The sequence below is a fragment of the Pirellulales bacterium genome (assembly GCA_035546535.1).
Taxonomy (GTDB): Bacteria; Planctomycetota; Planctomycetia; order Pirellulales; family JACPPG01; genus JACPPG01.
In genome coordinates this window covers 61,203-79,955 of sequence record DASZWQ010000111.1, presented here as the reverse complement: position 1 = coordinate 79,955, position 18,753 = coordinate 61,203, and the positions used below count along the sequence as shown (strand labels likewise).

Genomic DNA, 18,753 nt, shown 5'->3' with positions numbered 1-18,753 from the left:
GCCGTGATCGCGGCTGTCTGGCTTCTCTTTCCGCAGATTGTGACAGCGACTATAGTGGCGCTACCATGCAAAAGTACGTCGTACGTCACGGTGTGATGCGCACCCTGGGAGTCTACAGCTCGACCCGGGGCGAGACCATGCTGCGCGGCGATCGTGTGATCGTTCGCACGGACCGGGGGCTCGAGGCGGGAGAAATCCTCTGCCCGGCCACGGACGAGACCACCGGCCAGTTGCAGGACCCGCAGCGTGGACAAATTCTGCGGCAAATGACGGGCGACGACGAGAACGAGCTGTCGCGCTTGCGCGAGCAGGAGCGCACGGAGTTCGACACCTGCCGCCGCGTGGTGGGCGAAATGCAACTGCCCATGAAGGTGGTCGACGTCGAGCACTTGTTCGGCGGCGAGCGCGTGGTGATCTACTTCCTGGCCGAAAATCGAGTCGATTTTCGCAACCTGGTCAAGTCACTGGCGAGCGAATTTCAGACGCGTATCGAGATGCGGCAAATCGGCGTCCGCGACGAGGCCAAGCTGTTGGCCGACTACGGAGACTGCGGCAAACCGGTCTGCTGTAACACGCACCTGTCGGAAATGCCGCCGGTGTCGATGAAAATGGCCAAGCTGCAAAAGGCCACGCTTGATCCGACGAAGATCTCGGGCCGCTGCGGCCGCTTGAAATGCTGCTTGCGGTACGAATTCGATACCTATGAGCAATTGCAGAAAGACTTGCCGCCCGTCGGCGCGCACGTCGTCACGGCCAAGGGCCGGATGCGCGTACTGGCTCAGGAGATCCTGGCCAGTCAGCTATTGGTCGAGACCGAGGATCGCACGCGCGTGCTAATCCAAGCGGATGACGTGTTGACTGTCCTAAATGCCGGCGCGCGTTCCGACGGATCGTAAATTTCCCACCGCCTTTTGCCCGCCGCGGTTTGTTCGCCACATTCGAGAGACATCCGTAGCCAGTCATGTCAGACGCCGCCCAAACGCTTGCCTTGCTGTTGCGAGAAGACAAACGCTATCAGCGTCCCGCGTATCTCTTCGTATTCGATGCGTTGAACTATGCGCACTCCGAACTCGGCATGGGGGGCGCGCCCAGCAGTGGCGAACAGGAAGACAATCCCGCAACGACCGATCGCCATTTGACCGGGCAGGAGCTGTGCGAGGCGATCCGGCTGTACGCGCTCGATCAGTACGGCTACATGGCCAAGTGCGTGCTCAATAGCTACGGCGTCCACACGACCGGCGACTTTGGCGAAATCGTCTTCAACTTGATCCGCGTGGGACTGATGCGCAAGACGGACGACGATCGCCGTGAAGACTTCGACGACGTCTTCGACTTCGAGACCGGCTTGCAAAAGAGTTTTCAAATCACTCCGCCCGAGTAGGTCCCTGCGGCGTCTGGCTTGTTTGTGAAGGGTAGCGTTGTGGGACGGCAAAGCGCCGTCGCGCGGCACCTGGCCTTGAACCGCGATTTATAATTGCCATGGCACAACGGCGCAAGAAAGCGAGCAAGGCGGCGGCCGCCGATCGCGGCGCGCGTGCAACCGCCGCTGGCGCGTTCAAGCCGGCCTATCGAGGCCCGACCGAGCCCGAACGACCGCTCACGTGGCGCGAGCTGTCGCGCGTCCCGCCGCGCCCGCACATGGCCTTTCTTATCGGCAGTGCCGTGGGCCTTGCGGCCTGGATGACGTTCTTGCTCGCGATGGCCGCTTACTGGTAGCGCTCACGCGCGGAATCAACCGAAGCGCCGCCGGCGCTCGGCCGGAGAAATCGGCCGGCGCCGGCAGCCCTTGTGTCGCTTACCGTTGCGGGCCGCTACCGGCCGGGCGTTTTTGCGGGTAGTACCGCGAAGTCTGATCGAAGACCGTGCGGTGGCCCGTGCCGCGCAGCTGGGAATTCCCCTGTGCTGTTGACGTCGAACGGCTGGCGGCGGACTGGCGCTGCAACTGGCCGACCGCGGCGCGTTGACTGCGGTTGAAATTCATCTGCTCGATCTGCGGCCGCACCAGGCTCTGATAATTCGTCGCTCCCGCCAGCGGATTGTTGACCAGATTCATGTAAGGGCTGATGCGTGGCCGAGACGCCTGGTTCTGGGCCTGCGACGTTTCAATCATCAACATGACGACGGCCAGCGAAGCCCAGGCCGTGCGCGTAGTAACTCCGTTCATGGTGCAGACTCCTAAGGGGATGGGTGCGTGCGTGGGCGGTTCGCGAACGCGACGTCCGCCGAATGGACCGATCGCGGCCGGCCTCCGAGCACGGCACACAGCGATCGCACGCCACCATAGCAACGGGCTGCAACCGCCTCAACGGTTCGGCGCGTGAGTTTTTCATGAGCGATTGGGCGCTTGACAAAAGCGCGCGGCGCGCATTCGCGGTTGGTCGACGAAACTCCAGCGCGACGGTTCTGGCCATGTCGATTTTGGCGGCCTGCTAGCATCCGTCCAGCGGTTTCTCACAAAAATCTAGCGCGGGCCTCACGCCGTGAAAACGAGCGTCGTCGATGATTCCCGTAGAGCCGGAGATCAGGATGTCGTCCGGCGTTCCCCTACTCAAGGAAGCGATCCCCATGTTGAACTTCGACGCGGTTGTCGTCAGCGATTTGCACTTGGGCGCGCGGAATAGTCGAGGGAACGATTTTCTACGCTTTTTGCACACCCTTCGCACCGAACGGCTGGTATTGAACGGCGATTTGTTCAACGACCATCGCCTGCGCGGCTTGCAAGAGCGCGACGTGCAAGTGGTCGAGCTGTTGCGCCGATATGGCGAGCGGGTACACGTCGATTGGGTCGTTGGCAATCATGATCCGCGCCCCGAATGGTTTGCCGGCCTGTTGGGAATCTCGGCTGTCGACGAAGTGATCCTCGATATCGGCGGCGAGCGCTATCTGGTCTATCACGGACACCGCTGGGATCCATCGCTCGCCTGGCCGCAAGTCGTGATCGATACGGCAGACGCGATCTATTTCGCCTGCCAATGGCTCGATTCTTCGCATCGCCTGGCCCGGCGCTTGAAACACAGCTCGAAGCATTTTCTGCATGTAACCGACGTGCTACGCCGCAAAGCCATCGAAACGGCCCTCGACCGCGCCCTGTCAGGCGTAATCCTGGGGCATTCACATCTGGCGTGCGAGAGTCGCACCAGTGGCGTGCATTACCTGAATTCCGGCTGCTGGACCGAAAAGCCTTCCTCCTTCGTGGGCATCCGCGACGGACAGGCACGGTTGTACGATTGGGATCCGGTGGCCCGTGTTGCCTGGCAGCGCGGCGCGGACGCGATGGCCTCGGCGGCCCTGGCGGCTCCGACCGTGTGAACGAGCAGGCGATCGACGCCAGTTTGCGGCGAAGCGCCTTACGTCGTGGAGCGGCCGCTAAAAGCCAGCTCGTTTCCTAAAATTATCGCCATGTCGTGCGATTTCCGGGATTTTCTTGCGCCGTGGGGGGGTGGGGACGCGTGCGGCCCATCGTTGGGGTTTTTGCGGGGTCTACTGCGATTACTCCGCGGCAAATGCGCTCGCCGCGGGTCGCCAAGACCTGAAGTGAAAACCCCTTACGCGAATCTTGCGGATGAAATGCGCATTTTGCCTCGTCGCCCTGTTTTGTGAGGCGGCATTTTTGCGCGTTTTTCATCGCGCTCTTTGCCCCCGCGCGCGCGGCCGATGGGTGGTTGACGGGCGAGATCAAACCTTTACCGTGGCAGCCTTACGTATGGTTTGGATTGCCCCAGCGCGTCGGGGCTGGAGGACGCGCGACACTGTTGAGGAGCTTCCTGATATGAAGCGCAAGATTGCTGCCGTTTGTGCTCTGTTGTTGGTTTTGGCCATGTCGGTTTCTGCCGACGCTCGCTGCCGTCGTTGCCGTGGTGGTCGTTGCCACACTGCGGCCGCTCCCGCTTGCTCGGCTTGCAAGTAGAAGAGTGCGCTCTGCACGACACGCTGGTCTCGCGTCGGTGAATTCGCGCCGCCGCGAGACCAGCTTGCGTCGGGGCTTTCCGCTCAGGCGAGCGGGACGACGCATTCCGGCTGCTCGTTGCGCGGATTGTTCACCAAGGTCGTCACGGCATCGATCCGCAGTAGATCCTCGGCGGCCGGCTGCAACAGGCTTTCCAGCACTTTTCGATCACGCAAGGCAGGGTCGAGCCAACGCGTGTAATCCTCGGGTTTCAGAATCACGGGCATCCGCTCGTGCAGCCCGCTCATCAAGCGATTGGCCGAGGTCGTGATGATCGTGCATGATTCAAGATGATCAGGCCCCCATTGTTCCCATAGGCCGGCAAAAGCCAGAGGAGAATCGTCCTCTCTATGAAGGAAATAGGGCTGCTTTCCCTCGGGCGTCTTTTGCCATTCGTAGAATCCGTCGGCGACGACCAGGCAGCGCCGTGCGGTGAACGCTTGTCGAAAGGCGGGTTTCGTGGCGATTCCCTCGGCGCGCGCATTGATCATGCCTGCGCCGACGGCGAGGCTCTTGGCCCAAGGCGGAACCAGGCCCCAGCGTTGCCAGCGCAACACGCGCTGGTGGCGCTCGAGGTCGAAGTGCACGGTCGCGACCGATTGCGTCGGCGCGATATTGTAGCGCGGCGACAGGTCAGGTAACTCGAGCAATTCAAAAGCTTCGGCCACGGCCTGGGGGCGGCTGCGCAGCGTAAATCGTCCACACATGACCGCGATTGTAGCAAAGATCGTGGTCGCGCCGCGCGATTTCCGTCAGACTTCGAAATGCGGCGCCAGCGCCGGCGCCGCGGCCGGCCTCCGTCGGCGCAACCGCGCGCCGAGTGCTCGCAACTGATCGAGATACAGGTATACCACCGGCGTCGTGTACAGCGTGAGCACCTGGCTGAAGATCAGACCGCCGACGATCGCAATCCCCAGCGGTCGGCGCAACTCGGCGCCGTTGCCCGTCCCTAGCGCCAGCGGCAGCCCGCCCAGAAGTGCAGCCATGGTCGTCATGACGATGGGACGGAATCTGAGGATACAGGCTTCGAAGATGGCTTCGGGCGGCGTCTTCCCCTCATTGCGCTCCGCTTCCAGAGCAAAGTCGATCATCATAATCGCGTTTTTCTTCACGATGCCGATCAGCAGGATGATGCCGATCAGCCCCATCACGTTCAATTCGGTCTTGCACAGCATCAGAGCCAAGAGCGCCCCGACGCCCGCCGAGGGGAGTGTGGAGAGAATCGTAATGGGGTGAATAAAGCTTTCGTAGAGAATGCCTAGCACGATATACACCGTGACCAAGGCGGCGAGGATCAAGATGGGCTCATTGCGCAGCGATGCCTGGAAGGCCTGGGCGGCACCGGAAAAGCTGCCGTGAATCGAAGCCGGCATGCCCAGGTCGTGCTGCAATTTCTCCACGCTATCGACGGCATCCCCCAGCGCCGCTCCGGGCGCGAGATTGAAGGAAATCGTGACCGAAGGAAAGAAGCCGGAATGCGTCACAGCCAGAGCCGTGGTACTGGTCGAGAACTTAGCGATTTCGCTCAATGGCACTTCCGCCTTGTTCGCGCCGGCCACGTAGATGTGCTTAAGCGCTTCAGGATTCTGGCGGAAGGTCTCGTCGACGTCCAGCACGACGTGGTATTGATTCAGTGGCAAATACATCGTCGAAACCTGCCGCTGGCCGAAGGCGTCGTAGAGCGTGTCGTCGACGACCTGCTGCGTGATACCCAGCCGCGCGGCCATGAGCCGATCGACTTCCAAACGACTCTGCAGACCGCGGTTTTGCTGATCCGTGCTGACGTCGACCAGTTCGGGCAGCTTGCGCATCTCGCGCAATAGCACCGGTCCCCACTCGACCAGGTCGGAGACATTGTCCCCCTGCAAGGTGAACTGATATTGCGAACTGCTGGAGCGTCCGCCGATGCGCAAATCTTGCACGGCCTGCAAAAACAAGGTGCCGCCGGGGATGCCGGATAGCTTGCCCCGCAGCCGGCCGATGACCTGGTCGGCGCTCATCTTCCGCTCTTCCAGCGGCTTAAGCGATAGGAACATTCTCCCGGCGTTGGACGTGCCTCCTTGCCCCCCCGTAAACGCAATCAAACCCTCGACGGCCGGGTCCTCGCTGACGACTTGGGCAAATCGCTCCAAGAGATGCCCCATGGCCTGGTAAGAGGTATTCTGATCCGCCTGAATCGAGCCCGTGATACGGCCCGTGTCCTGCTGGGGAAAGAAGCCTTTGGGAATTACGACATACAGATAAACCGTGAATACCAGGGTGAGGATGGTCACGACCATCGTGATGCGCTGATGTCGGAACACCCAGCCGAGCGTCTTTTCATAAAAGTTCAAGATCCGGTCGAACACCCATTCGCTTGCCCGGTAGAGCCGGCCATGTCGCTCTTGGTCGTGCCGCTTGAGCAACGTGGCGCACATCATGGGCGTCGTCGTGAGGGATACGAGGAGCGAGACGAAAATAGCGACCGACAAGGTCACCGCGAACTCCCGAAACAATCGGCCGACGATGCCCCCCATCAGCAAAATGGGGATGAACACGGCTACGAGCGAAACGCTGATCGAGACGACGGTGAAGCCGATTTCCTTGGCGCCATATAACGACGCTTCGAGCGGTGACATTCCTTGCTCGAGGTGCCGGTTGATGTTCTCGATCACTACGATTGCGTCGTCGACGACGAAACCGGTCGCTACGGTCAGCGCCATGAGAGAGAGATTGTCCAGACTGTAGCCCATCAAGTACATCACGCCGAACGTGCCGACGAGCGACACCGGGACGGCCACGCTGGGAATGAACGTGGCGCGTAGATTTCTCAAGAAGAGAAACACGACCATGATCACCAGGCCGACCGAGACGATCAGCGTGAACTGCACGTCCTCGACACTGGCGCGGATCGTGGTGGTGCGATCCATGGCCACGGTCAGGTCGATGCCCGCCGGAATCTCCGCTTTCAGCTGGGGAAGCAGGGCCAGCACGCGATCGACCGTCTGGATGATGTTGGCGTTGGGTTGGCGAAAAATAATGATCGTGACGGCCGGTTTGCCGTCGCACAGCCCCTTGGCGAAAATATCCTCGACCCCGTCCTCCAAGTGGGCGATATCCGCCAGCCGCACCGGCGCGCCTTTGCTGTACGCAACGATCAGCGGCCGATACTCTTCGGCCTTCAACAGTTGATCGGTCGTGCTGATGCTCCAGGCGTGTTCGTCGTCGGCGATTTGCCCTTTGGGGCGATTAGCGTTAGCAGTGCCAAGCACGGCACGCACGTCTTCCATGACCAGTCCCAAGTGGTTGAGCGTCGTCGGGTTGACGGACACTCTGACCGCCGGTGCCGCGCCGCCACCGACCATGACCTGCCCCACGCCGCGCACCTGAGACAGTTTCTGCTGCAGAATCGTCGACGCTGAGTCATAGACCCGCGATTTCGGATACGTGTCGGACGTTAACGCCAGGATCAAGATCGGCGCATCGGCCGGGTTGACCTTACGATAGGTGGGATTGCTCGGCAGGTTGGTGGGCAGTTGGCTGCGGGCCGCATTGATCGCTGCCTGTACGTCGCGCGCCGCGGCGTCGATATTGCGGTTCAAATCGAACTGCATCGTGATCGACGTCGAGCCTAAGTAGCTCATCGACGTCATCTCGGTCACACCGGCGATGCGTCCAAACTGGCGTTCCAAGGGTGTAGCCACGGCCGAGCCCATAGTCTCGGGGCTGGCACCCGGCAGGGATGCATTCACTTGAATCGTGGGAAATTCGACCTGCGGCAGCGGCGAAACCGGCAGCAGAAAGTATCCCAGCGTGCCGGCGAGCGTGATGGCGATCGTCAGTAGCGTGGTGCCGACAGGACGGTGAATGAACGGGGTCGACAGGCTCACGTCCAGTCCTCCGCATGAGGCGAGGAATGGAGTCCGCCAGCCACGGCCGGACGCGGTTGGCGCCGCAAATATCGCCCCAGCCGATCGAAGGCCAGGTAAATGACCGGCGTCGTATACAGCGTCAGCACCTGGCTGACCAACAGTCCACCGATGATCGTGACGCCGAGCGGGCGGCGCAGCTCGGAGCCCACGCCTTCGCCCAGCGCCAAGGGCAAAGCGCCGAGCAGGGCCGCCATCGTGGTCATCATGATCGGTCGGAACCGCAGCAGGCAGGCTTCGTAGATGGCCTCGCGCGGCGCCTTGCCTTCGTTGCGCTCGGCTTCTAGCGCAAAGTCGATCATCATGATCGCGTTTTTCTTGACGATGCCGATCAAAAGAATGATGCCGATCAACGCGATCACGTTCAAATCCATCCGGTACCAGAGCAGGGCCAAGAGCGCGCCCACGCCCGCTGACGGCAGCGTCGAGAGGATCGTGATCGGATGGATGTAGCTCTCGTAGAGGACGCCCAGCACGATGTATACCGTGACCAGGGCCGCCAGGATCAACAGCGGTTCGTTACGCAGCGACGCTTGAAACGCCTTGGCCGTGCCTTGGAACGTGGCTTGGATGCTGGCCGGCATGTTGAGCTCTTGCTTCACAGCATCGACGGCGTCGACCGCTTCGCCCAGCGAGACTCCCGGCGCCAAGTTGAACGACACCGTCGACACCGGAAATTGCCCCTGGTGATTCACCACCAGCGGCGCCGTCACTTCCTCGATGCGCGTGAAGGTGCTTAGCGGCACTTTGCCCGCCAGCGGCGCATGGATGTAGATATTGCCGATGTCCTTGGGGTTGTCGCGGAACTCCGGCTTCACTTCGAGCACCACGCGGTACTGATTCAACTGGGTGAACATCATCGAGATCTGCCGTTGGCCGAAGGCGTCGTACAGGACGTCGTCGATCATTTGCGGCGTGATACCCAGGCGCGAAGCGCTATCGCGATCGATCACCACGCGCACCTGGCGTCCTTCGTCCTGCAGGTCGCTCGTAACGTCGCGCAATTGCGGGCAGGCCTGCAGGCGCGCAACGAGTTGCGGTACCCATTCGCTCAGCTCCTTGGCGTCCGGATCTTCCAGGCTGTACTGAAACTGCGTGCGGCTGACGCGGGTTTCGACCGTCAGATCCTGGATCGGTTGCATGTAGAGGGTGATGCCTTCGATCGGTTCGAGCTTCTTTTGCAACCGGCGAATGACGTCGCTGGCCGACGAGGGGTGCCTCTCCTCGAGCGGTTTGAGGTTGATCTGGATCCGGCCGCTGCTGAGCGTCGTATTCGTGCCGTCGATGCCGATGAATGACGACAGGCTGTCCACGGCTGGATCCTCGAGAATTACCTTGGCCAGCTTCTGCTGCAACTCGGCCATGGCCGGAAAGCTGATGCTGTTAGATGCCTCGGAAATGCCCAAGATCACGCCCGTATCCTGCACCGGAAAAAATCCCTTGGGCACGATGATGTACAAGTACACGGTGGCCACGAGCGTGGCGATGGCCACCAGCAGCGTGGTGTATTCGAAGCGTAGTACCCACGTCAGCGTGTGCCCATACCAGCGAATCACGGTCTCGAAGAAGGTTTCGCTCGTCCGGTAAAAGAAACCCTGGTGCGCTTGCGGATGGTGGCGCAGAATGCGAGCGCTCATCATCGGCGTCAGGGTCAAGGACACGAGCGCCGACACGAGGATTGTTACGCTCAGCGTGACGGCGAATTCGCGGAACAGGCGCCCGACGATATCCCCCATGAACAACAGGGGAATCAGCACCGCGATCAAGGAGATCGTCAGCGATACGATCGTAAAGCCGATCTCGGCCGCTCCCTTGAGGGCTGCCGACATGGCGTTTTCGCCCTGTTCGATATACCGGGAGATATTTTCGATCATCACGATGGCGTCGTCCACGACGAACCCGGTCGAGATCGTCAGCGCCATCAGTGTCAGGTTATTGAGACTGTAGCCCAGCATGTACATAACGGCGAACGTGCCGACTAGCGACAGTGGCACCGCGATACTGGGAATGATGGTGGCGGTGAAACTGCGCAAGAAGAGGAAGATCACGAGCACGACCAGCCCGATCGTCAGCACGAGTTCGAACTGCACGTCTTCGACACTGGCGCGGATCGTCGTGGTACGGTCCGTGAGTACGGTGACGGTGACGGCGGCCGGCAGCGAGGCCTTCAACTGCACGAGCAACTGTTTGACGCGTTCGACGACGTCGATGATGTTCGCGCCCGGCTGACGCCGAATGTTCAGGATCACGGCCGGCAGGTCGTCCATCCAGGCCGCCTGCCGCAGGTTTTCCACGCCGTCGACCACGTCGGCCACGTCCGACATCAGCACCGGGGCGCCGTTGCGGTAAGCGACGATCAACTTGCGATACTGGTCGCTGGTCAACAGTTGATCGTTGGCGCCGATCGTGAAGGCTTGCCGGCTGCCATCGAAGCTCCCCTTGGCCTGGTTGACGTTGGCCGCCGTGACGGCAGCACGCAGGTCCTCCATGCTCAGCCCTAGCGCGGAAAGCGCGGTCGGATTGACCTGCACGCGCACGGCCGGCTTCTGTCCACCGCTGATGCTCACCAGGCCGACGCCCGAGAGTTGCGAGATCTTTTGCGCCAACCGGGTGTCGGCAAAGTCCTGCACTTTCGGCAACGGCAAGGTGGCCGAGGTCAGTGCCAGGGTCAGGATCGGGGCGTCGGCCGGATTCGTTTTGCTATAGATCGGCGGCACCGGCAGATCGCGCGGCAGAAACGTCGCCGCGGCATTGATCGCGGCCTGAACCTGCTGCTCGGCCACGTCGATGTTCAAATCGAGAATGAATTGCAGCGTGATGACCGAGCAGCCTTCCGAGCTGTTCGATGTCATCTGGTTCAGACCTGGAACCTGACCGAATTGACGCTCCAAGGGGCTCGTCACGCTCGAGGCCATCACCTCCGGGCTCGCGCCAGGGTAAAAGGTGACCACCTGGATCGTTGGGTAGTCGACCTGCGGCAGGGCCGAAACAGGGAGCTGATAATAGGCGACGATGCCCGAGAGCAGAATCGCGGCCATGAACAGCACCGTCGCGACGGGCCGCAGGATGAATGGCCGAGACGGGTTCATCAGGTCCCTTGTTTATCGGCACGCGCTACCGGGCCGGAGCCGCCTTCGCCAGAGCGACTGTTCTCGCGCAGGGCAACCTTGGTTCCCTGCCGCAGCTTATCGACACCGTCGACGACGACCAACTCATGGTCGGCCAGGCCGCTTTTAATCACCGTCTGATCTGCTTCCGTGGCCCCCACCGTAACATCGCGAACCTCGACCTGCGAATCCTTACCTACGACGTACACGAACGTTCCCTTGGGGCCTTGCTGCACGGCAGGGGCCGGCACGATCACGGCGTCGTGAATCGTGTCCACCAACAGGCGCGCGTTCACGAACTGATTGGGAAACAGCATGTGGTCTTCATTGGAAAACTTGGCTTTCAAACGCACGGTGCCGGTCGTGACGTCCACCTGGTTGTCCAAGGCCATCAGGTCGCCGGTCGCCAGCTTGTTCTTGAAGTCGCGATCGTAGGCGTCGACCTTCAACTGCACACCGGCATTGATCTGCCGCTGTATGCGGGCGATGTCGTCTTGCGGGATCGTGAAGACGACCGTGATCGGCTGCAACTGATTAATGACGGCCATGCCGGTCGGGTCGTTGGCCTTCACCATGTTTCCTGGGTCGACAAGCCGCAGTCCGATCGTGCCAGGGATGGGAGCGACGATCTTGCAATACTGCAATTGCAAGTCGATGTTCTTGATCGAAGCCTGGTCGGCTTCGATCGCGCCTTCGCACTGTTTCACCAGGGCAATCTGCTCGTCGACCTGTTGTTGCGTCACGGTCCTGTTGGGCAATAGGGCCGTGTACCGATCGAGATTCAGCTGTGCGATCTTCAACGCCGCCTCGTCCTTGAGCAACTGGCCTTGTAACTGCCGTTTCATGACTTCGTAGGGACGGGGATCGATCTCGGCGAGCAGATCCCCTTTATTCACCACCTGTCCTTCGGTGAACGCTACTTTGATCAATTCGCCGTCGACGCGGCTCTTCAAGATCACCGAATACAACGCCGTCACGTTCCCCAGGCCGTTGAGGTTCAGATTCATGTCGCCCACGTGCGCAGGCACCGCAACGACAGGGATGGGGCGCGGCGGTGGCGCCTCAATGGGTTTGCCACCGCTCCAGAGTGAAGTGAGCGACGTGACTGAAATCGTTCCCCAGGGAACGAAAAAATAAGCGGCCGCGGCTGCCACGGAAACTACCGCCAGCTTCAGCAAGCCGCGCCCGATTTTCTTCGGCGGCGGCCCCGGCTGAACCGGCGGAAATTCGCTCGCCGTCTTGGAGCGTTCCACCGGCGCTTTGACGAGGACCTTCGAGATCATTCTGGCCACCCTGTTGCGCTGCGGGCATCTTCAAAACGTTCGCCGGATCCCGGCCAATGCCGGTCCCCGGAAACGCGTCGCATGGCCGCCCCTGCCGCAGCCGCCCATCCCTACGGATTCCCCACCCTCAGTATCATGTACGTAAATTGTCCCCGCGGCAATCGCAAGGCAGCAGTATTATGACTATGCTTTTCGGCATACCGTGCGTAAGGGCACATTTCGCGCTCGCTTCTCGCACCGGGCCAGGCACGGCTATAGTGAAGGGTAGGGAACGGCCGTGGTGTTTTCCGGGGTCCAAATCCTGCGCCACTTTTGCCGGTTTTCCCGGGCCATTGGTTGCATTTTCGCGCGAGCCAGGAGCGTAGCGCTATGAATGTCGCCGCGTTCAGCGACGAAATGTGCGCCCAGGGGGCATGGCCGCTTCGGCGTTATCCCATCCCGGCCGCCTGTATTGCTCTAATCCTTATATTCCTTCCAGCCGGGCCGGCTCGAGCGCTCGACCAGCAACGCTCGCTGTCGCAGGCCTTTCATCGAGTCTGGCAATTGCCCCAGGGCCTGCCCCAGCCCACGATCTATGCGATCCTGCAAACCCACGATGGTTATCTGTGGCTGGGTACACCGGCAGGTCTGGTGCGCTTCGACGGCATTCGCTTTACGATGATTCCTAACTGCGCGGACCTCTCGTCTGAAAAGCTGCGCATTCGCGATCTCTGCGAAGATCCTGCCCGCCATGTGTGGATCGCTACGGATGGGGCCGGGTTGATTCGCTATCGCGGTGAAGGAAATGATCAGCGCTATACGCGCGCAAGTGGCATGCCCTCGGATGACGTGCACTGCGTCATGGCCATGCGCGACGGCTCGGTTTGGGCCGGCACGGATAAGGGGCTCGTGCGGCTGGGTCAGAAGTTGACCGTTTTTGGCGCGACGCAGGGCATGCCCATCGAAGATGTACGCGCCGTCTCGCAAGCCAAGGATGGCGCCATCTGGGTCGGCGGCGCGGGCAACCAGGTCTGTTCGTTCGATGGCACCACGTGGACTTCACACCAGTTGAATTCTCTTCCGGCGCAGGGAACGGTTCGGGCGCTCATCGCCGACAAGGATGGCACCATCTGGCTGGGAACGACGGGCGGGTTGATTCACTTGCACGATGGTCTCGAAACGCATCTGACCACCAAAGACGGACTGCCCGACGAATCGATCTATTGTCTGTTCCAAGGCGCCGACGGCACGCTGTGGATCGGTACCCGCAGCGGGTTCAGCCGTCGCTACGGCGACGAGTTTGCCAGCTTCGACGCTGCCGATGGGCTTTCGCAAAGCAACGTGTACGCGATCTACGAGGACCGCGAGGGTAGTCTGTGGGTCGGCACAAAGCATGGCCTGAATCAGTTCAATGATCGCCGGACGGTTCCCTATACCATCCGCGAAGGCCTTCCCAGCAATAACATCGGGGCCCTGTGCAACGACGCGACCGGTGGCATTTGGGTCGGAACACTCGGTGCCGGACTGGCACATTTCGATGGTCGCCACTTTCACACCATCACCACGCGCGACGGCCTGGCAAGCGACTCGATCCGCGCCCTGGCTCACGACAGCAGCGGGCAAATCTGGGTAGGTACGGACCAGGGAATCGACCGAGTGCAGGACGGACGCGTCGTCAAGCATTTCGGGCCGGGGGAGGGACTGCCGTCACGCGAAGTGACGAGCCTGTGCGTGACGCCCGCCGGCGAACTGTGGACGGGAACGGCGTCAGGCGTCGTCCAACTGCAAGGTGAGCGATTCGTGTTTCCCGACGACGAAACGCTCGCGCGGCTTCCCGTGCGTTCATTGTTGGCGCAACACGACGGTTCCATCCTGGTCGCGACGGCCGCTGGGTTGCTGCAGATCGTTGCCCGCCAAATTCGACCGTTCCCCAATGCCGAGGTCGCTGCTCTGGATATTGACTCGATGTGCCGAGGACCTGAGGGAGGCCTCTTTCTGGGTACGTTTGGCCATGGGCTGTGGCTCGTCAACAACGACCGCACATTACACTTCACGACGCGCGAAGGGCTGCTCGACGACGAGATCTCGGGAGTCTTGATCGACGACGGCGACCGCGTCTGGATGGCGTCTGGCAGTGGCCTTTCCTTCACGTCGCGGCTCGAGCTTGTGAACTACGATCCGCGCCGCAGCGCTCAGCTCAAAACGACCCCTTTTCGGCTCTCCGACGCCACGCGTGCGTTCGAAGTTCAAGAGGAGGTGCAGCCCTGCATCCTGAAATCTGCCGATGGCCGCGTCTGGCAATCGACCACTCGCGGTCTGATCATGGTCGATCCCAGCCGCCTGGTGCGCGCCTTGCCGCCCACTCCCGTGGTCATTGAGGAGATGGTGGTCAACGGTCAACCGCGTGATCTCCGCACCGTTGGTCGGCTCTCGCCCGGTTCTTCCAACGTTTCGTTCGAGTACACGGCTCTGAGCCTGGTGGTGCCCGTGCGCACTGCGTTTCGATATAAGCTCGATGGTTTCGACAGCGATTGGGTGGAAGCCGGCACGCGGCGCGAGGCGTTTTACACGAATTTGTCGCCCGGCGAGTATCAATTTCTTGTCGCCGCGCGCACCTTCGATGAAGCAAAGTGGGAAACCGGCCAACCCGTCTCCTTCACGATCCTTCCCCACTTTTATCAGACATTTTGGTTCCTCCCCTCCTGTGCGGCTGCCGTGGCGCTGACCATCTTTGGAGCCTATCGCCTGCGGGTCCGCAATATCAAGGATCAGATGCGGGCCGTCGTTGCCGAGCGCAGCCGCATTGCTCGCGAGCTGCACGATACGCTGATGCAGGGTTTTTCCGGAGTGACCATGGAGATGCAAGCTCTGGCGGCCCGCCTGCCGCGGTCTCAGGAGCGCGGCACGCTCGAGGAAATCATTCGCGACGCCGCGAACTGCGTGCGCGACGCCAGGCGTTCGGTCGCCGGATTGCGACACGATCCCAGCGCCGAGTCCGGCTTGTCGGCCGCCATCGCTCAAGCGGCACGGCAACTGACCGAAACTGGCGATATCCGGCTGCGGCTCAACATGCGCAATTGTCCGCGGCGATTGCCGGTCGACGTCGAATATAATCTTCTTCGCATCACGCAAGAGGCGATCACGAATTCGATCAAGCACTCGGGCGCTCGCAGCATCGACGTGACGCTCGATGGGTCGGGTCGGCACATTCTGCTGGCGATCGAGGACGACGGCGCCGGCTTTGGCACCGTCGAGGCACCTGGCGTGCGTGCGGGCCATTACGGCATCATCGGCATGAAGGAGCGCGCCACGCAAATCGGCGCCGATTTGCGCATCGACTCGCAGCCGGGTCGCGGCACCGCCATTCGCGTGACGCTGCCCATGCCCGATATGCCGCGCGCCGCCGAATTAGGGACGCGTTCGCCAGGCAAGGAGATCACGTCATAACTGGATCCTGACGCGTGTAACGGGTCACGGAGTTTATGTCGTTGCGGCCGCGCCGGCGGACCGAGTTCGGGAGCACCGTTAACCGGCAATTCTTTTGCTTGCGAGCGATTGATAGTATCTCATGAACGAACCGATTCGCGTGCTCAGTGTCGACGACCACTCTCTCGTGCGCAAGGGAATTGCGTCGATTCTGGCCAACGAGGCCGACATCCAACTAGTCGGCGAAGCGTCGAACGGCCGCATGGCCGTGGAATTGTTTCGCAAGCACCATCCGGACGTGACGCTCATGGATCTGCGCATGCCCGATGTCGACGGTATCGAGGCCACGCGCCAGATACGCGCCGAATTTCCCGAGGCCAAGATCATCGCGCTGACGAGTTTCGACGGCGACCAGGACATCTACCGAGCGCTCGAGGCCGGAATACGCGGCTACCTGCTGAAGGAAATGGTACACACCGACGTGCTCAACGCGATCCGCATCGTCCACTCGGGCGAGCGGCTGCTGCCGGCCGAGGTCGCGGAACGCTTGAGCCGCTACTTCCCACAGGTGGCGCTCACGCCGCGCGAGGTGGAAGTACTGACCTGGGTGGCCCAAGGACTGGCCAACAAGGAAATCGCCTCCCGCCTGGGCACGGCCAGCGGCACCGTGAAGATGCACATGCAGAACATCCTGGCGAAACTCAACGCCACCGACCGCACGCACGCCGTGACGATCGCCCTAGCGCGCGGGATCATTCATTTGTAGTACGCCGGTCTGATGCACAAATCTGCGCAAAGGCACCTCTAGCGTGCATCTTGAGATCCCAACGCCGAAATCGCCGGGTAACCCAGCAGATAATCGTGTCGCTTCTGCGCAAAGCCGCGCAACGAGACGGCGGAATGGCGACCTTCGCCGGGCGGCGGATTCTCCTCGGCCGAGACCGCGTACTCGAACTCTTTCATCGAGTAGAGTTGCCGCGTACTTTCGGCGATGGACGGACGGATAGAAGTCGCAATCGAATCCACAATCGGCCCCAACTCGTCCCAATCGAGGAAATCCTCGGCGATGGCGCGGACGTGCTCCAAGTACTTCTGCTGCAATTTCGGAACGGAGAGCAACCGGCTACGCAACGGCTTGGAGCGGTCGTTCAATCCAACGAGCGGATCCAGTTCCAAGGGATCGCCACGACGGGCATTCGCGCCGCGTCGGCCAAAACCGGGCCCCATGCCGGGCTGGAACGTTTCGTTCGCGTCGTGCGGCAGGACATGGAACCGTCCGCCCCCATCGCGATACAGGCAATAGTCGCTGGCTCGAATCCAATAACCGTCGGAATTGATGAGAGCATTTTCCAGGGCCAGAAACCACAGCGCCTCGTCGATGTCGAGTTGCGGAGCGAGCTCTGCTTCGAGCTTCTCAAGCGGCGCCTCGGAAAGCGTCTGGCACAGGCGAATGAGCGCCTGCCATGCTTCGTCCCTGTCGGCGGACTTGATCTGGTAGATGCGTTTGTACGCCGCCACGTCATCCCCCATGTACTCGAGCCCTCCTCGTCCGCCGGGCGAGCCGGGGATTTTCCAGCGCGATCCTTGGGCGCCGGGAAAATTCTCCTCGACGAAGACCTTGTCGAACTGTTGCACGTTCGCATACAGGCCCCAGTTTTCACCATTGATCACCACGTTGACGAAGTTCGCCTTGGGCGCGGGGATGTAATGCTGTGCGATGTAGAAATACAGCACGGTGTGCATGCACGAGGGGTCTTCGTGGCAGTTCAGCAGATTCAAAGTTTTGTAGCCATCGAGCCGCTGTTTGGAATCGCTGAAGTCGAGCGAAACGTTCAGCGATCGCTTGCGACCGGCCGGGACCGCGAAGTATGACGACAGTCCACGAAAATGGACCCCGACGTCGGAATATGTCCGCCCATCGACCGTGAGCTTGGCGGGCACTTCCACATCCGACTTGTAGAAGTCGGCCAGTTCCGCTTCCCAATCCGCGTCGGCGAAATCGAGGAACAAAGTTCTCAAGGGAGACTCGAGGGAATACAGAGGGAACGTGACGTTGGCTACGTCCCTCGGGGAAATATGCCGACCCGCTTCCGGTTCGGGGCGGGTGCTTCTTCCTGCGCCCGCGTCAGCTCCCGGCGGCGCACCTGGAGGAGGTCGAATGCCCGGGCCACGGCCGGCCGGATTCTTCTTCAGCCATTCACGAGCGGCTTCGCGCTCCTTGCGGTTCAGCTTGCCGTTGCCATCCTTGTCGAACTGCTTGATCAATTGCTTCTCTTGCTGCATCGGTCCGCCCGGACCGCCTGGTCCGCCAGGGAACTGCGGCCGCAGCACGGACTCGGGAAACTTGAACTCGGCGCCTTTGAGTTTTATCCACGTGGCTTGCTGGTCCGAGGTGAGCACGGCCAGCGCCGCGGTTTCCTGCTGTTTACGGTCATCTTCCGAAACCAGAAAAGGCGGCCGATCGTCTTGCAAGTCTTGGAGCTTCTGCTGCTGCTCTTCGGACAGTCCCAATTCTTTGGCAGCCAGGGGACGCATGAGCGCCGCGGCGCCTTCGCGCTGGCGCAGCAACTGCTCCAGTCGCTCGACCTGTGCCGGTTGCAGTAGTTTGTTGATCTTGGCCCGCGTATTTTGCGATGCCTTGGTCATGCGTTCCTGCATTTGCTCGAAGTGCTTCTCGCGCTCGGCAGGTTCCATGTCGCGCATTTCCGTCGGGTTGAACCTTTGAAAGCCGGCCTGGAGTTCCTTGCTGTCGTCGGCCAGAACCTTTTCGAGCTGCTTTTTCTGCGCGCTTGTGAGCTGTAGCTCTTGCTGCACTTCGGCCGCGTTAAGAAGGGTGCCGAGCTGATTAGGCGGGCCGAAACCCGGAGGCGGGCCGAAGCCCGGAGGCAGACCACCGGGGCCGCCCGGTCCAAACCCCGGGCCGGGGCCAAAACCGGGCCCGGGTTGAGCGCCGGCAACTCCTACCAGCGACACCAGGAGCGTCGTGGCGAGAACTCTTAGCAAACGTGGTTCCCTCAAGTGCGTTCGCATGACGTCTCCTCTCGATTAGCGACGTATTCATTTTTCGATGCGGCGCGACTGTTTTCGCAATCGCGGCCAAGACG

The 18,753-nt window shown here is 61.2% G+C and carries 12 protein-coding genes; 6 read left to right on the top strand and 6 right to left on the bottom strand.

Annotated features, from left to right (window positions below):
- The first annotated feature begins 65 nt into the window (after positions 1-65).
- The 3 genes from ricT to VHD36_13965 all read left to right on the top strand — a co-directional run bounded on the left by ricT (position 66) and on the right by VHD36_13965 (position 1,716).
- Positions 66-896 carry a regulatory iron-sulfur-containing complex subunit RicT gene (gene ricT / locus VHD36_13975; protein ID HVU88424.1) on the top strand — a complete coding sequence of 277 codons (831 nt, stop codon included), beginning with the start codon at positions 66-68 and terminating at the stop codon, positions 894-896.
- A 65-nt stretch (positions 897-961) separates the two neighbouring features.
- Positions 962-1,381, top strand: a complete 420-nt coding sequence (locus tag VHD36_13970) for a Minf_1886 family protein (GenBank protein ID HVU88423.1) — start codon at positions 962-964, stop codon at positions 1,379-1,381.
- A gap of 98 nt (positions 1,382-1,479) precedes the next feature.
- Positions 1,480-1,716, top strand: coding sequence for a hypothetical protein (locus VHD36_13965; GenBank protein ID HVU88422.1), 237 nt, complete (start codon positions 1,480-1,482; stop codon positions 1,714-1,716).
- 79 nt (positions 1,717-1,795) lie between these two features.
- Here the strand turns inward: VHD36_13965 and VHD36_13960 are convergent, their stop codons facing one another.
- The gene (locus VHD36_13960; protein ID HVU88421.1) at positions 1,796-2,164 is read right to left on the bottom strand and encodes a hypothetical protein; all 369 of its coding nucleotides are present in this window, start codon (positions 2,162-2,164) and stop codon (positions 1,796-1,798) included.
- Positions 2,165-2,499: 335 nt separating this feature from the next.
- Here VHD36_13960 and VHD36_13955 point away from each other — a divergent pair, with 335 nt between their 5' ends.
- Entirely contained in the window at positions 2,500-3,309 is an 810-nt protein-coding gene (locus VHD36_13955; GenBank protein HVU88420.1) for a metallophosphoesterase family protein, read from the top strand.
- A gap of 681 nt (positions 3,310-3,990) precedes the next feature.
- On the opposite strand, the gene VHD36_13950 is transcribed toward VHD36_13955, so the two are convergent.
- The 4 genes from VHD36_13950 to VHD36_13935 are packed head-to-tail and all read right to left on the bottom strand — an operon-like array spanning position 3,991 to position 12,244.
- On the bottom strand, positions 3,991-4,653 hold the full coding sequence (locus VHD36_13950) for an SOS response-associated peptidase (protein HVU88419.1): 663 nt from the start codon (positions 4,651-4,653) through the stop codon (positions 3,991-3,993).
- A 45-nt stretch (positions 4,654-4,698) separates the two neighbouring features.
- Entirely contained in the window at positions 4,699-7,815 is a 3,117-nt protein-coding gene (locus VHD36_13945) for a multidrug efflux RND transporter permease subunit (GenBank protein ID HVU88418.1), read from the bottom strand.
- Positions 7,812-10,943 (bottom strand): multidrug efflux RND transporter permease subunit, encoded by a 3,132-nt coding sequence (locus VHD36_13940; GenBank protein ID HVU88417.1) that lies wholly within the window; start codon positions 10,941-10,943, stop codon positions 7,812-7,814. Before VHD36_13940 ends, VHD36_13945 begins: the two co-directional genes overlap by 4 nt.
- Complete coding sequence (locus VHD36_13935) at positions 10,943-12,244, bottom strand: efflux RND transporter periplasmic adaptor subunit (GenBank protein ID HVU88416.1); 1,302 nt, start codon at positions 12,242-12,244, stop codon at positions 10,943-10,945. Before VHD36_13935 ends, VHD36_13940 begins: the two co-directional genes overlap by 1 nt.
- 369 nt (positions 12,245-12,613) lie before the next feature.
- Between VHD36_13935 and VHD36_13930 the strand changes: the two genes are divergently transcribed.
- The gene (locus VHD36_13930; protein HVU88415.1) at positions 12,614-15,670 is read left to right on the top strand and encodes a two-component regulator propeller domain-containing protein; all 3,057 of its coding nucleotides are present in this window, start codon (positions 12,614-12,616) and stop codon (positions 15,668-15,670) included.
- A gap of 121 nt (positions 15,671-15,791) precedes the next feature.
- Positions 15,792-16,415 carry a response regulator transcription factor gene (locus tag VHD36_13925; GenBank protein HVU88414.1) on the top strand — a complete coding sequence of 208 codons (624 nt, stop codon included), beginning with the start codon at positions 15,792-15,794 and terminating at the stop codon, positions 16,413-16,415.
- Between the two features lie 38 nt (positions 16,416-16,453).
- Here the strand turns inward: VHD36_13925 and VHD36_13920 are convergent, their stop codons facing one another.
- On the bottom strand, positions 16,454-18,652 hold the full coding sequence (locus tag VHD36_13920) for a CotH kinase family protein (protein ID HVU88413.1): 2,199 nt from the start codon (positions 18,650-18,652) through the stop codon (positions 16,454-16,456).
- Between the last annotated feature and the right edge of the window lie 101 nt (positions 18,653-18,753).